Origin of the sequence: Treponema sp. UBA7567, from assembly GCF_002476655.1 — a bacterium.
In the GTDB taxonomy this organism is placed as follows: domain Bacteria; phylum Spirochaetota; class Spirochaetia; order Treponematales; family Treponemataceae; genus Treponema_D.
Genome location: NZ_DLLH01000056.1, coordinates 1 through 12,587, shown reverse-complemented (window position 1 = coordinate 12,587; position 12,587 = coordinate 1). Strand labels below are relative to the sequence as shown.

Below are 12,587 nucleotides of genomic sequence, written 5' to 3'. Positions count from 1 at the left end.
TTGCGTTGCAAACTTTCTTATAATCTGTTGTTTCTTACTTTGTTGCGAAGCAACTTAAAAAGTCAATCCTAAGACTGAAGTTTTAATATTGACTTTTTATAGGAGAAAAATAATGCATTTTGGCTTTATTGATGTAGTTTTTTTTATAATAGTTTTATTTTTTGCGATAGCTGCTTGTGCAAAAGGTTTTTTAAAGGAATTGTTCGGAAAACTTGCTCTTGTTGCTGGAATTCTTGTCGCCGTGTTTTTTTGCGGCAGTTTAAGTCCTTTTCTTGAAAAAATAATAAAAATAAAGAGCGTTTGTCTTGTTATTTCATTTATACTTTTGTTTATAGTTGTTTTTTTATTCGTAAAAATTTTGCAGACGGTTATTGCAGGAATTTTTAAAGGTGAAATCTTAAAAAGTCTTGATAAAATTTTGGGATTTGCTATTGGAATGGCCGAAGGACTTGTAATTGTCAGCGCAATTGTAATCGTGTTAAAAGCTCAGCCGTGGTTTTCTACTGATTTTATTGATAGTACATTTTTTTGGACATATTTTTCACCAATTCTTGCAAAACCAATTGTAACTTTGGGAGCGGTTTTTGTCTAATGTTTGAAAATCTTCTGTATCAGGACGCGGCCTCTCTTTTGATGCTCGATATAAAAAACAAAACACTTCCTTCTTCGATTTTGCTTTCTGGTCCTCAATCTTCCGGAAAACTGACATGTGCGCTTGAGCTTGCAAGAATTCTTTCTTGTACAGAACATTTGCCAGAAAAAAAAGGAAACTGGCTTTGCAACTGTCCTTCCTGCCGAAAGCAAAAAGAACTTGCCGGAACAAATATCATTTTGGCGGGTCCTCGTGACTGTTCCCTGGAAATTCTTGCTGCCACAAGAACTCTTTTGGACGCTGGAGCAAATAATTATTCACATTTGCCTGCTGCCCGTTACCTTTATATTCGTTCCGTTCGGAAGCTTGTTTTGCGTTTTAGCCCTGTATTGTGGGAAGGCGATGACAAGCTTTCAAAGCTTTCGCCGCTTGTAGAAGAAATAAACGAACAGCTTGAACGCCTTAACCCTGAATTTCCTGTTCCTGCGAATGAAGAGCTTGAAGAAATTACAAAAAAAGTTCTTCAGTCTGCGCAAAAACTGGAATCAATTTTTATGTACGATTCTCTTCCTATTGACCATATCAGAAAGGCTGCTTTTTGGACAAGAATGAAATCTAATGACGGAAAAAAAGTTCTTATTATAGAAAATGCGGACAAAATGAACGAAAGTTGTAGGAATGCGCTTTTAAAAATTCTTGAAGAACCGCCGGAAGATGCTGTATTCATTCTTACGACTGCGAGCCGTGGAGCCGTAATGCCGACTATTCTTTCGAGGGTTCGCACTTACAGTTTTGTCGAACGTACTCAAAATCAGCAGCGCGAAGTAATTGAAAGGGTTTTTCATGACAGCGCTGACAAGGGAAACGGGCAAATTCAAGAATATTTACAGACTTTTTTGCCAGTTTCTCCCAAAGATATAAAATCAACGGCGGATTTTTTTTATAACGGAATTAGGGAAAATAAACTTATTCAAATTAGCGAAATCGTAAAAAAATGCGAAGATTTTGAGCCGCGCACAATGTTCAAAATTTTTTTGCAGGGAATTCTTGAATCTCAAAAAAATCCGGTTGAAAAAAATGAGAATTCTGGACGAAACGCAGAAGTCGAAATAAAAAACATTCAGGCTGTAAGGCAGTGTTTTAACAATGTTTCTGTTTATAATCAAAAACCAGTTGCAGCATTGGAAAAACTTTACAGGGATTTGGCGGGAATCAGAAAGGCGAATCTGTTTTAAAACTGTCTGAACAAAAATTACGGATTGGATTATGGAGGAGGCATGATAAAAATTGCATCTTTGTAATTTTTATAACCATATTTTGCTCAAAGCGTTGCTTTCTCAAACTGTGGTTCTCGCCATCCGTGGCTAGCCGTTAACGCGGAGTTTTATTGGAGGATTTATGCAGGAATTTTCAAATCGCGTATATGAAAAGCTTTCAAAATTGTCTCCAGGGCAGATTGAGCTTTTTTTTAACGAAATAAAAAATCAAAACGAAGTTTTTCAGTCAATTTTTCAATCTCTTTCTACTGGACTTGTAAGCGTAGAAAAAAACTGGAAAGTTACTCAGATAAATAAAGCTGCTGAACGCTATCTGCCTTTAAAATCTTCTCCAGAAGAAAACCGGAATCAAAAATTTTACGATTTTATTGATGATGAAGAAATTTGTAAATTTTTAAAAGGCTGCGATGAAAATAACTGCACAAATTTGAGCGAAGAATACACGGTTTCTACGCCTGGCGGTTCTGTAAGATTTATTGAAATTTCTGTAATTCCACTTGTTCAAAATAACGAAATCTCCGGCAGCATAATAATGATTGAAGATGTAACTCAAAAGCGTAGTCAGGAAGTTTTGCTTCATCGAATGGAAACCATGGCCGGTCTTACAAACATTGCTGCAAGCGTTGCTCACGAAATAAAAAATCCGCTTGGAGCAATAAGCATTCATATTCAACTCTTGCAAAAGGCGATCAGAAAAAAGCGGGAAGGCGATGGAATGTTGCCAGATCCGAAGTTTACAGAGAATTATCTTGAAGTTGTAAACCAGGAAATTGACCGTTTGAACAAGATTGTTGTTGATTTTTTAATGGCAGTTCGTCCTGTTTCTGCAAATTTTTCGCTCGTAAAGGTAAATGCTCTGTTAACAGATTTTATTGGTTTTATAACGCCTGAATTTAACGAAAAAAAAATCAAGGTTGAATCTGAACTTTGCAAAGAAGATCCAAAGCTTTTAATTGATGAAAAACTTTTTAGAGAAGTGCTGGTAAATATTGCTCAAAACGCGCTTGCTGCAATCGAAGATCGGTTCCACGCAAGCATAAAGGCAAACGCTTTTGAAGAAGTGTTTTTTGGAAAAATTCTTATAAAAACAGAAGCAAAAGATGATAGATTTATTTTGAAAATTTCGGACAACGGCACGGGAATGAGCGAAGAAGTAAAATCCCGAATTTTTGAGCCTTATTACACGACAAAAGCAAACGGCACTGGTTTGGGAATGGCAATGTCCTATAAAATCATAAAAGAATTTTCTGGAGATATTAGCGTTGATTCGGTTTTGGGCGAAGGTTCTGAATTTACAATTACGATTCCAATTCCGCAGACGCAGAAAAAACTTTTGACTCACGATGAGGAGGGCAGATGAAATTTACACTTTTGGTAATTGATGATGAAAAAAATATCCGTGAAGGACTTGCTGCCGACTTTGAAATGGACGGCTATGATGTAAAAATTGCCGCAAACGGCGATGAAGGTCTGGAATTTCTTTCAAAAGGCGATATTGACCTTGTAATTACAGATTTGAGAATGCCTGGAACAAGCGGAGAGGATGTCTTAAAAAAAGTGACACGCGAAATGCCGGGAATTCCTGTAATTGTTTTAACAGGCCACGGTTCAATTGATGCTGCCGTATCCGCAATGCAAAACGGTGCGTACGATTTTTTGACAAAGCCTCTCAATCTTGAGCATTTGGAACTTGTTGTAAAGCGGGCGCTCAAGGGCAGGGAGCTTAGCTTGCAGCATCAGGAGCTTTTATCCGAAGTTAAGTCAAAATCGTCAGACAATATGGTTGGAAAAAGTCCTTCCCTTCAAAAAGTAAACAATCTTATAAACAAGGTTGCAGATTCAAAGATAAGCATATTGATAACGGGGGAAAGCGGCGTTGGAAAAGAAGTTGTTGCGGATGCAATTCAGCAAAAATCTTCAAGACGGGACAAGCCTTTTATAAAAGTGCATTGTGCGGCTTTAAGCGAGTCTTTGCTCGAAAGCGAACTTTTTGGTCATGAAAAAGGCGCTTTTACTGGCGCTGAAACTCTGCATAAAGGCAAATTTGAGCTTGCTGACGGCGGAACAATTTTTTTGGACGAAATCGGCGAAATAAATCCAGGAGTTCAAGTTAAGCTTTTAAGAGTTTTGCAGGAAAAAAAGTTTGAACGCGTTGGCGGAGAAAAAACGATTGAGGTCGATGTCCGTGTAATTTCTGCCACAAACAAAAAACTCGAAGATGAGGTAAAACAAAAACATTTCCGCGAAGATCTTTATTTTCGCCTTAAGGGAATTGAAATTACGGTGCCGCCATTGCGTGAGCGAAAAGACGATATTCCGCTTTTGCTAAACAATTTTCTTTCAAAATACAACAAGGAAAACAACAAGAATATAAAAGGCTTTTCTAATTCTGCAAAAAATATTCTTTTCAATTATGATTGGCCTGGAAACGTGCGTGAACTTCAACATTGCGTGGAAAGTGCCGTCGTTATGGCGAGCGGAGATGAAATTCAGGCGGAAGACCTGACGATTCAACTGGAAAACAAAAAAAACAGTTCGGGAATTCTTGTGCCTTATGGAATTAGCCTTGAAGATGCCGAAAAAATGATTATTCTTGAAAATCTTGAATTGAACAACGGAAACAAAACAAAGACAGCGGATATTTTAAAAATCGGAAGAAAAACTCTTCACCGCAAGCTGAACGAATACGGCTTTGCGGCAAGTTCCGAGCCGGAAGAAGAATAACTTTTATCATATTAAAATGAAAAACTGCTTTTTGCGTTGTTTTTTAGTTTTTTAAGTTTTTTGCTAAAATCTTGGAAAACCACTCTTCGAGAATTTTCCAGTTTGAGAGAATCTGTTCTGTTTTTTCTTTTGTAATTTTTCTCATAATTTCATTGTCGGCATTTTTATCAGGATGAAACCGTATAAGTTTTTTTCTAAACTGCTTTTTTGCGTCTTCTAAAGACATTTCGTCTGTTATGCCGATTATTGCCGCGGCTTTTTGAATTTCTGTTCCTGCGTTTTTTAGTAAAATTTTATTTTTAAGCGGATTTTTCTCATAAGGCTTTTTTTTATTCTTCCCTTGAATTGAATCTATGCATATTTTTTTTTCTCTTTCTTCTTCATAAGATTTTTGTTCTATATTCAGAGAGGAATGTTCTTTTTCGTAAAAAAAATTGCCGGATTCAATCGCTTCGCTGAGCAGTTCTCCCAGTTTATCATACATAGAATCCGGCATTTTTCGTATTTCCTTTTGCTTTATTTTTTTAGATAATTGTTCCGGCAGGAATTACAGTGCCTTTTCTGATTACGACAATGCCGTCCGCAGAGTAGAAAAGTCCATGGTCGCCATCTTCATATTTTTTGCCGCTTATGTTAATCTGGCAGTTGTCGCCGATTGCCGCATTTTTGTCGATGATTGTGCTTGCAATTTGGCAGTTTTTGCCGATTCCAATGTTTGGTTTTCCGATTTCTTCATTCTTCTTTTTTGTGTCTTCTGTTTCGTAGAAGTCTGAACCCATCGTAATTACGCCATTTAACTCACTGCCGTTTTCGATTACAGAACGAACTCCGATTACAGAGTGCTTGAGCTTTGCTTTTGTAATTACACATCCTTCTGAAGTCAAAGAATTTTCAATTTCTGCGCCGTTGATTTTTGATGGCGGAAGGTTTCTCATGTGAGTGTAAATTGGCTCTTCAACGTCATAAAGGTTGAAAGCAGGATTGTATTCTGTCAAATCGAGAGTTGCATTGTAGAAACTTCTAATTGTTCCAATATCTTCCCAATAACCGTCAAAAATATAAGAATTTACCTTTTTTGTTTTGATTGATTTTGGAATGATTTCTTTTCCGAAGTCCGTATAGCTGTTGTCCAAGGCTTCTTCCATTGTCTTTGCATTGAAAATGTAAATTCCCATAGAAGCGAGATATTCTTTTTCAGGAGGAAGGTCGCCGCGTGCATTCTGAGGAATTTTCCAGTCAGAAATATCTAAATCTTTTGCAGGCTTTTCTTGAAATGCCGTAATCTTGTTTTTTGAGTCGATTTTCATAATTCCAAAGCCAGAAGCATCCTGGCGGTTTACTGCTGTTGTAGCAATAGTGATGTCAGCTCCGCTTTGAATATGGCTGTCCATAAAGGCTTTTAAATTCATTCTATAAAGCTGGTCGCCTGAAAGAATTATGTAATGCGTAGGATTAGCTGATTTAAAGTGAATCATATTTTTGCGTACAGCATCTGCTGTTCCTTCAAACCAGCCAGAATTTTCTAGTGTTTGTTCAGCTGCAAGAATTTCTACAAATCCGCCAGAAAAATTATCGAAATTGTATGTTCTTGTAATGTGATGGTGTAAAGATGCGCTGTTAAACTGAGTAAGCAGATAAATTTTTCTGTAACCTGAATTGATGCAGTTGGAAATTGGAATGTCAACGATTCTGTATTTTCCGCCAAAAGGTACTGCTGGTTTTGAACGCTCCTTTGTGAGAGGGTAAAGTCGGGTTCCTTTTCCACCTCCAAGAATAATTGCAATTACCCTTGTTTTTTCTGTTGTGTTTTTTGTGCTCATAAGTGACTCCCATATTTCGCTGCAACATTCATTGCATTTTTTTTAATATATTTAATTATAAATCTAGTTTTTTCAGTTTTCAAACAAATTTGAATCAGGATTTTATTATTGCCTGTTTATTTATGTTCATCACTTTTTTTAGCATCAGTTTTTTCGGTTTTATCCGTTGAATCATCATTTTTTTTAGAATCAAAATTATCCGGATTATCCAAAAGTTCCTTAAATTTGTTTTGCGGCATAGGTTTTGCATAGAAATAGCCTTGAACAATGTCGCAGCCCATTTTTTTTAACAGAGCAGACTGTTTTGCATCTTCAACACCTTCTGCAACTGTCGCCATATCCAGATTTTTTGCCATGTTTATGACAGAATTTATAATTATGTGTTCTTTTTCCGTATTTTGCGTATTTAAGAATTCTTTGTCGAGCTTGATTACATTTGCCGGCAAATCTTTTAAAAGACTGAGAGAGGAAAATCCAGAACCAAAATCATCGACAGAAATAGAAAATCCTGCGTTTTTAATTTCGTTCATAGCTTTTAAAAGACGTTCTTTATTGTCCATCATCAGGCTTTCTGTAAGTTCAATTTCGATTTTTGAAGGCGCGATTTCGTATTTTGAAGCAATATTGTGGTAAATTTTTGCGACATCTGGATTATAAAGCTGGACTCTAGAAAGGTTGCAGCTAATTGTGAGAGGCTGTTTTTCTTTTTTATCTTTTTGAGATTTGTTCCAGCGGTCAAGAAACTGGCATACGTTTTCAAAAACGAGCAAATCGATTTTTTCAATAAAACCGTTTTTTTCAAACATCGGAACAAAATATGAAGGTGTCAAAAGTCCTCTTTTTTTGTGATTCCAGCGGACAAGAGCTTCTGCGCCGATTATTTTTTCTGTATTGAAAAGGAATTTAGGCTGGTAGTAAACGACAAATTCGTTTTCCTTAAAAGCTCTTTCCATGTCAAAAATTATATCTTTTTCAAGCTGGCTGTTAATTTCCATTTGGGAAGTAAAAACGCATATTCGCTTTGGATTCAGGCTTGATTTTCCGAGTTTTCTTGCAGTCTGCGCCTTGTCCAAAATCATCAGTGGTTCTTCGTTTGGATCTTTTATTTCGTAAACGCCGACTGAAAATTCAATTTTAAAATGCTGAGGCAAAAGTTTTTTGATTTTGCCGTTTACAGTCGTCATTGTTACGATTATGTCTTCGAGAACTGGAAGAACTGTCGACTTAATGAGGAACGCAAAGTTGTCGTTGTAGTTTCTGCACAGAAGCGAGCCTTTTGGAGCGGTTTTGCNNAAGTGAACCAAGCTCCGACAAAAGCTTATTTCCGTTGTCTTGACCGAAAACCTGAGTTATGTAACGGAATGAATTGATGTCGAGCGACACGAGAGAATACTGGACATTTTTTGCTCTTTTTAGAGTTTTTTTTACCTCGGCAAGAAACTTCTTTGTAGTTAAAAGTCCTGTAAGGTCGTCTCTAAAAAGACTTTTTTTTAACCATCTGACAGCAAAAATAAGTGCTGCTGTCAAAATTAACAATATAGTTATAAAAATTGATATAAAAATTTTATTCACGGTAAACCAACTGTTTTTAAGCAAAACTCAAGCCACAAAATACAAAAATAATTATAACATTTTTTCTTTAATTATTCTAAAAAAATTTAACTTAATTTAAAAACAAATTAACAATTTTCTTAACTTTGGACAAACTGGAGTTTTTTGAAAAAAGAATTAGTGCCAAAAAGCGCATTGACCGGTCAGAGTAAAAAAAATGCAGTCAAAATTCAAAATCAAATTGCTAAACTCAAAAAAAATGGTTTCCGATAATAAAAGTGTAGCGTATTTTTTTGCGTTTTTGGGAGCGAATATGATTAGAGGTTGGTACATTGGTTCGAGCGGAATGAATGCACAGCAGAACAGGCTGGATGCTATTTCTAATAATCTGGCAAACGTTGATACTGCTGGTTATAAAAGCGATATTTCTGTAAGCAAGTCTTTTCCGGAACTTCTTTTAAGACGAACTCAGGCGGACGGTGTTTATAAAACTTCCGTAGGCTCGGCAGACGTTGCTCCAATTATTGGAAAACTTGGGCTTGGTGTTGAAACAAACGAAAATTTTACAAAATTTGAACAGGGCTCTTTCCGTTCTACAAATTCTGCTTCTGACATGGCTCTTAGCGGCGAAGGTTTTTTTGCTGTTCAAACTCCAGTTGGCGAACGCTACACAAGAAACGGTAATTTCTTGCTCGGAAAAGAAGGAATTCTTGAAACAAAAGACGGTTATCCTCTTATGGGCGAAAATGGTGCAATTCACGTTGAGGACGATAAATTTACCGTAAACGAAGACGGAATGATTTATTCAAAAGATGGAGAGCTCATTGACCGCATAAAAGTTGTTCGTTTTGACAATGAGCGCTATCTCAAAAAAATGGGAAACAGTTTGTGGTCAAGCAATGATATTTCTGGGGAGGCTTATGTTGCTGAAGGCTTTGAACGTCCAAAAATGATGCAGGGATATATGGAAACAAGCAACGTAAATGTTGTTAATGAAATGGTAAAAATGATTGAAGTAAACCGTGCTTACGAAGCGAGCCAGAAAACAATTCAGAGCGAAGATTCGATGATGTCTACTCTTTGGACAAAAGTCGCTGCTTATCGTTAATTTTAGGAGGGGCAAAAAATGGTAAGAAGTTTGTGGACGGCCGCAACTGGAATGAACGGCCAGCAGTCTAATATCGATGCAATTTCAAACAACCTTTCAAATGTAAACACGACAGGTTTTAAACAGCAGCGTGTTGAATTTGAAGATCTTTTATATCAGAACGTAAAGCTTGCAGGCACTCCTGCAACAGAAGACACTGTAACTCCAGTTGGAATCCAGCAGGGTAGCGGTGTAAAAGTTGCCGCAACACAGAGAATTTTCAGCCAGGGATCTTTGCAAAACACTGGAGTTGATACGGACATTGCTGTTGTAGGCGACGGTTTTTTCCGTGTTCAGCAGTATGATGGAAGTTTTGCCTATACCCGCGACGGTTCTTTTAAGGTTGATATGAACGGTCAGCTTGTAAATTCAAACGGTTTGCGCGTTATGCCGGAAGTTATTTTACCAGAAGGTTATGATATTCACTCTCTTGCCGTTACAGATGACGGTCGTGTAAGCGTAAAAATTTTTGGCCAGAATGACCCGATAGACGTAGCTCAGCTTGAAATTTACCGTTTTCCAAACAATGCCGGCCTTGAAGCCGCTGGAGACAACCTTTACAAGGTGACAAACGCTTCTGGAGAGGCTGTTGCAGGTCGTCCGGGATATGACGGTTTTGGCGTTACAAAACATAAATTTGTCGAAATGTCGAATGTTTCTGTTGTAAACGAAATGGTTCAGATGATTGTAGCCCAGCGCGCTTACGAGTTTAACTCAAAGGCTATTCAGACAACGGATTCAATGCTCAGCACGGCAGTAAATCTTAAACGATAGTTTTTTAAGGTGAATTAAAATGATGACGGTCGGTGGAATCAGTTCAATAACAAACGGACAGGGCGCTTTTCAAGGTTCAAAAATCAATGCCGAAAAAGGAAAGTTTGAAGAGCTTGTGCGTTCAGTTTACGGAGAATCTTCTTCAATCGGAAAATCAGTTTCTTCCAGCCAGGTTTTGCCAGAAGGAAGACTGAATGGCGATTATGGAACTGGTTTTGCCAGAACTTTTTATTCCGTTGCCGACAAAAATTCTCAGCCTGTCGGAGCCGCCGCAAATCAGGCAAATCCAAACGTAAAAACTCAAGCTATTGACCGTACTTCAAAGCTCTACGAAAAATCTCTCGAACTTGAATCGTATTTTGTAAAAATGATGGTGAGCCAGATGCGCAAAACCGTCGTAAAAGCCAGTGGCGAAAGCGATTTTGCTTCAAAAATGTACGAAGACATGCTTTTTGACGAGTATTCAACTTCAATGACAAAAAATGCCGGATTCGGACTTGCTGATCAGATTTACCTTCAGCTTGCCAAAAATCCGGTTAGCGTAGAAGCATAATTTTTACTTTGCGCCGTATAAACTGTAGTAAGAATCCATTTCTTTTTTAATTTCGTCGGTAATTATTTTTTTGTCGCCTTCAGTGTAAAGGTATTCGATTACATCGTTCATAGAAACGATTGCGCGTGCAGGAAAGCCGTACTTTTCAGAAATTACTTCAAGAGCGGCCTTGTCTGAGTCAGGAGCTTTTTCCATGCGGTTGAGAGAAACAATTTCGCCGACAATTTTAATTCCGCCAGTAACTGTTTCCTGAGATTTGATTTTTGGATAAGTTTCTTCGATTGATTTTCCAGAAGTTGTAACATCTTCAATAATGACAACTCTGTCGCCGTCATTTATTTTGTAACCCAAAAGGCTTCCTTTGTCAGCGCCATGGTCTTTTTCTTCCTTGCGGTCAGAGCAATATTTAATTTCTTTTCCATAGAGATCCGAATAGGCAAGGGCTGTGACTACAGCGAGCGGAATTCCTTTGTAAGCCGGTCCAAAAAATACGTCAAAATCATCTCCAAAATTGTCATGAACGGCTTTCGCGTAAAACTCTCCAAGTCGTTTGAGCTGTCCGCCAGTAACATAGGCGCCGGCATTCATAAAAAACGGAGATTTGCGTCCAGACTTTAGGGTAAACGAGCCGAATTTAAGCGCATTGCATTCAACCATAAAATCTATAAATTCTTTTTTGTAATCTTCCATAAAAAACTCCTGTTGATTAGTTCCTGTATTTTAACGCAGATTAAAGCAGATTGAAAAGGCATTTTTAATTTGCCGGGCATCGGGTTCCGCAAAAAATCGCTCCATTGCTTCGCAACGGCTTCGCCGCCCCTCCCATCTCTGGTGCAAAAATTACAGGCTTTCAGGACCAAAACCGTCCGGAAGAAAGTCATTCAGTTTTTTTTCTGTAAAATTTCCTTTATCGTCTGAGCACAAAACTGTTAAATCCGGGGCAAATTCGTACATAAATTGGCGGCAAAGTCCGCATGGAGTGCAAAATTGGTCTGAAGAGCCTGAGATTGCGATTTTAGAAAAACTTTTTTTTCCTTCGCTTATTGCCTTTGACATTGCAGTTCTCTCTGCGCAAATTCCGCATGGATACGAAGCGTTTTCTATGTTGCAGCCTGTAAAAATACTTTCATCGCTGCACAAAACTGCTGCGCCGACCCTGTATTTTGAATAAGGCGAATATGAATTTTTTCTTGCATCAAGCGCAATATTAACAAGTTCTTTGTCAGTCATAAATATTATTTTATAAGAAAAAGGCAGATTTGCAATTAAATTTGAAAATCACTAAGTTTTAATTTATTATAGTGTAATATATTTTTTTACAGGCGGTTTTAGATATGAAAAATACAAAAAAGAATTTTTTTTATGGATTTATGATTCTTATTTTTGCCGGAACTGCTTTTTTTTATTCCTGTAAGATTGTTGACGGAGACGAGCTTCGTGCAGAAAACGAAAATTATCTTCAAAAACTTATCGACCAAAAAGAAGACGGCGAAGAACTTGACCTTTCAAAGATAGAAGACGAATTTTCTTTAAAATCTGTAGAAATCAACAAAGCAATAACTTTGAGCGGCGGTGAAACACAATTCGACATGCAAAATATAGACATTACCGTAAATGTGCCAGGCGTGACTTTAAAAAATCTTGCAAATTTAAATAGTGTAATTTTTGGAGAAGGAATCAAAAAAGACGATATTGCATTAGAAAATTGCGACATAAAAACTTCCAATGAAGACGATACAGCCGATGACGGAAATATTGTATAAAAATATAAAAATTGCTATATTCTTCAGTGAGATTAAAAATATTAAGCAAGACTTAAAAAAACTGTGCTTTTTAGGAGAATATCATGGAAAAAACTATCGCATTGATTCCAGGCGACGGAATCGGTCCTGATGTTGTTGCCGAGGCTGTAAAAGTTCTCGACGCTGTTGCAAAAAAATACGGACACAAATGGACTTACAAAAACGTGATTGCAGGAGGAGCCGCAATCGACAAGTTCGGAAAGCCTCTTCCGCAGGATCAGCTTGACATTTGTCTTTCAAGCGACGCGACTTTGCTCGGAGCGGTCGGCGGACCAAAATGGGACAACGTCGCTCCAGAGATTCGCCCGGAAAAAGCCCTTCTCGGACTTCGCGGCGGAATGAAAGTT

The 12,587-nt window shown here is 37.6% G+C and carries 15 protein-coding genes; 9 read left to right on the top strand and 6 right to left on the bottom strand.

What is annotated here, in order from left to right:
• The first annotated feature begins 112 nt into the window (after positions 1-112).
• The 4 genes from B3Y13_RS07095 (at position 113) to B3Y13_RS07080 (ending at position 4,593) form a co-directional block, all read left to right on the top strand.
• Positions 113-592 carry a CvpA family protein gene (locus tag B3Y13_RS07095; RefSeq protein WP_296019821.1) on the top strand — a complete coding sequence of 160 codons (480 nt, stop codon included), beginning with the start codon at positions 113-115 and terminating at the stop codon, positions 590-592.
• Positions 592-1,827, top strand: a complete 1,236-nt coding sequence (locus B3Y13_RS07090) for a DNA polymerase III (protein WP_296667461.1) — start codon at positions 592-594, stop codon at positions 1,825-1,827. The genes B3Y13_RS07095 and B3Y13_RS07090 overlap by 1 nt, the downstream gene beginning before the upstream one ends.
• Before the next feature lie 163 nt (positions 1,828-1,990).
• Complete coding sequence (locus B3Y13_RS07085) at positions 1,991-3,229, top strand: two-component system sensor histidine kinase NtrB (protein ID WP_296019816.1); 1,239 nt, start codon at positions 1,991-1,993, stop codon at positions 3,227-3,229.
• The gene (locus B3Y13_RS07080; RefSeq protein WP_296693596.1) at positions 3,226-4,593 is read left to right on the top strand and encodes a sigma-54-dependent transcriptional regulator; all 1,368 of its coding nucleotides are present in this window, start codon (positions 3,226-3,228) and stop codon (positions 4,591-4,593) included. Before B3Y13_RS07085 ends, B3Y13_RS07080 begins: the two co-directional genes overlap by 4 nt.
• A gap of 43 nt (positions 4,594-4,636) precedes the next feature.
• On the opposite strand, the gene B3Y13_RS07075 is transcribed toward B3Y13_RS07080, so the two are convergent.
• The 4 genes from B3Y13_RS07075 to B3Y13_RS07060 all read right to left on the bottom strand — a co-directional run bounded on the left by B3Y13_RS07075 (position 4,637) and on the right by B3Y13_RS07060 (position 7,985).
• On the bottom strand, positions 4,637-5,089 hold the full coding sequence (locus B3Y13_RS07075) for a hypothetical protein (protein WP_296693593.1): 453 nt from the start codon (positions 5,087-5,089) through the stop codon (positions 4,637-4,639).
• Positions 5,090-5,117: 28 nt separating this feature from the next.
• Positions 5,118-6,413, bottom strand: coding sequence for a glucose-1-phosphate adenylyltransferase (locus B3Y13_RS07070; RefSeq protein WP_296019810.1), 1,296 nt, complete (start codon positions 6,411-6,413; stop codon positions 5,118-5,120).
• A 116-nt stretch (positions 6,414-6,529) separates the two neighbouring features.
• On the bottom strand, positions 6,530-7,366 hold the full coding sequence (locus B3Y13_RS07065; protein WP_422664327.1) for an EAL domain-containing protein: 837 nt from the start codon (positions 7,364-7,366) through the stop codon (positions 6,530-6,532).
• A gap of 271 nt (positions 7,367-7,637) precedes the next feature.
• Positions 7,638-7,985: a diguanylate cyclase domain-containing protein gene (locus tag B3Y13_RS07060; protein WP_422664326.1), complete on the bottom strand. Its 348-nt coding sequence runs from the start codon at positions 7,983-7,985 to the stop codon at positions 7,638-7,640.
• A gap of 292 nt (positions 7,986-8,277) precedes the next feature.
• On the opposite strand from B3Y13_RS07060, the gene flgF reads away from it, so the two are divergent.
• From flgF to B3Y13_RS07045, 3 genes are read left to right on the top strand one after another with little or no spacing between them, the layout of a single operon-like run.
• On the top strand, positions 8,278-9,072 hold the full coding sequence (gene flgF, locus B3Y13_RS07055) for a flagellar basal-body rod protein FlgF (protein WP_296667466.1): 795 nt from the start codon (positions 8,278-8,280) through the stop codon (positions 9,070-9,072).
• A gap of 18 nt (positions 9,073-9,090) precedes the next feature.
• Positions 9,091-9,885, top strand: coding sequence for a flagellar basal-body rod protein FlgG (gene flgG, locus B3Y13_RS07050; RefSeq protein WP_296019801.1), 795 nt, complete (start codon positions 9,091-9,093; stop codon positions 9,883-9,885).
• 19 nt (positions 9,886-9,904) lie between these two features.
• Positions 9,905-10,438 (top strand): rod-binding protein, encoded by a 534-nt coding sequence (locus B3Y13_RS07045; RefSeq protein ID WP_349675707.1) that lies wholly within the window; start codon positions 9,905-9,907, stop codon positions 10,436-10,438.
• A 3-nt stretch (positions 10,439-10,441) separates the two neighbouring features.
• Here the strand turns inward: B3Y13_RS07045 and pyrE are convergent, their stop codons facing one another.
• Positions 10,442-11,128 (bottom strand): orotate phosphoribosyltransferase, encoded by a 687-nt coding sequence (pyrE, locus tag B3Y13_RS07040; RefSeq protein WP_296693581.1) that lies wholly within the window; start codon positions 11,126-11,128, stop codon positions 10,442-10,444.
• 150 nt (positions 11,129-11,278) lie between these two features.
• Complete coding sequence (gene cdd / locus B3Y13_RS07035; protein ID WP_296667471.1) at positions 11,279-11,668, bottom strand: cytidine deaminase; 390 nt, start codon at positions 11,666-11,668, stop codon at positions 11,279-11,281.
• 104 nt (positions 11,669-11,772) lie between these two features.
• Between cdd and B3Y13_RS07030 the strand changes: the two genes are divergently transcribed.
• Together B3Y13_RS07030 and B3Y13_RS07025 are read left to right on the top strand one after the other, a co-directional pair.
• Positions 11,773-12,201 (top strand): hypothetical protein, encoded by a 429-nt coding sequence (locus B3Y13_RS07030; protein ID WP_296667473.1) that lies wholly within the window; start codon positions 11,773-11,775, stop codon positions 12,199-12,201.
• An 83-nt stretch (positions 12,202-12,284) separates the two neighbouring features.
• On the top strand, positions 12,285-12,587 hold a 303-nt coding region (locus B3Y13_RS07025), incomplete at its 3' end, for an isocitrate/isopropylmalate family dehydrogenase (protein ID WP_296693579.1).

Bases quoted from the DNA above. Each gene is read 5' to 3' on its own strand.
- B3Y13_RS07095 (WP_296019821.1), top strand. From the start codon at position 113: ATGCATTTTGGCTTTATTGATGTAGTTTTTTTTATAATAGTTTTATTT.
- B3Y13_RS07090 (WP_296667461.1), top strand. From the start codon at position 592: ATGTTTGAAAATCTTCTGTATCAGGACGCGGCCTCTCTTTTGATGCTC.
- B3Y13_RS07085 (WP_296019816.1), top strand. From the start codon at position 1,991: ATGCAGGAATTTTCAAATCGCGTATATGAAAAGCTTTCAAAATTGTCT.
- B3Y13_RS07080 (WP_296693596.1), top strand. From the start codon at position 3,226: ATGAAATTTACACTTTTGGTAATTGATGATGAAAAAAATATCCGTGAA.
- B3Y13_RS07075 (WP_296693593.1), bottom strand. From the start codon at position 5,089: ATGCCGGATTCTATGTATGATAAACTGGGAGAACTGCTCAGCGAAGCG.
- B3Y13_RS07070 (WP_296019810.1), bottom strand. From the start codon at position 6,413: ATGAGCACAAAAAACACAACAGAAAAAACAAGGGTAATTGCAATTATT.
- B3Y13_RS07065 (WP_422664327.1), bottom strand. From the start codon at position 7,366: ATGGAAAGAGCTTTTAAGGAAAACGAATTTGTCGTTTACTACCAGCCT.
- flgF (WP_296667466.1), top strand. From the start codon at position 8,278: ATGATTAGAGGTTGGTACATTGGTTCGAGCGGAATGAATGCACAGCAG.
- flgG (WP_296019801.1), top strand. From the start codon at position 9,091: ATGGTAAGAAGTTTGTGGACGGCCGCAACTGGAATGAACGGCCAGCAG.
- B3Y13_RS07045 (WP_349675707.1), top strand. From the start codon at position 9,905: ATGATGACGGTCGGTGGAATCAGTTCAATAACAAACGGACAGGGCGCT.
- pyrE (WP_296693581.1), bottom strand. From the start codon at position 11,128: ATGGAAGATTACAAAAAAGAATTTATAGATTTTATGGTTGAATGCAAT.
- cdd (WP_296667471.1), bottom strand. From the start codon at position 11,668: ATGACTGACAAAGAACTTGTTAATATTGCGCTTGATGCAAGAAAAAAT.
- B3Y13_RS07030 (WP_296667473.1), top strand. From the start codon at position 11,773: ATGAAAAATACAAAAAAGAATTTTTTTTATGGATTTATGATTCTTATT.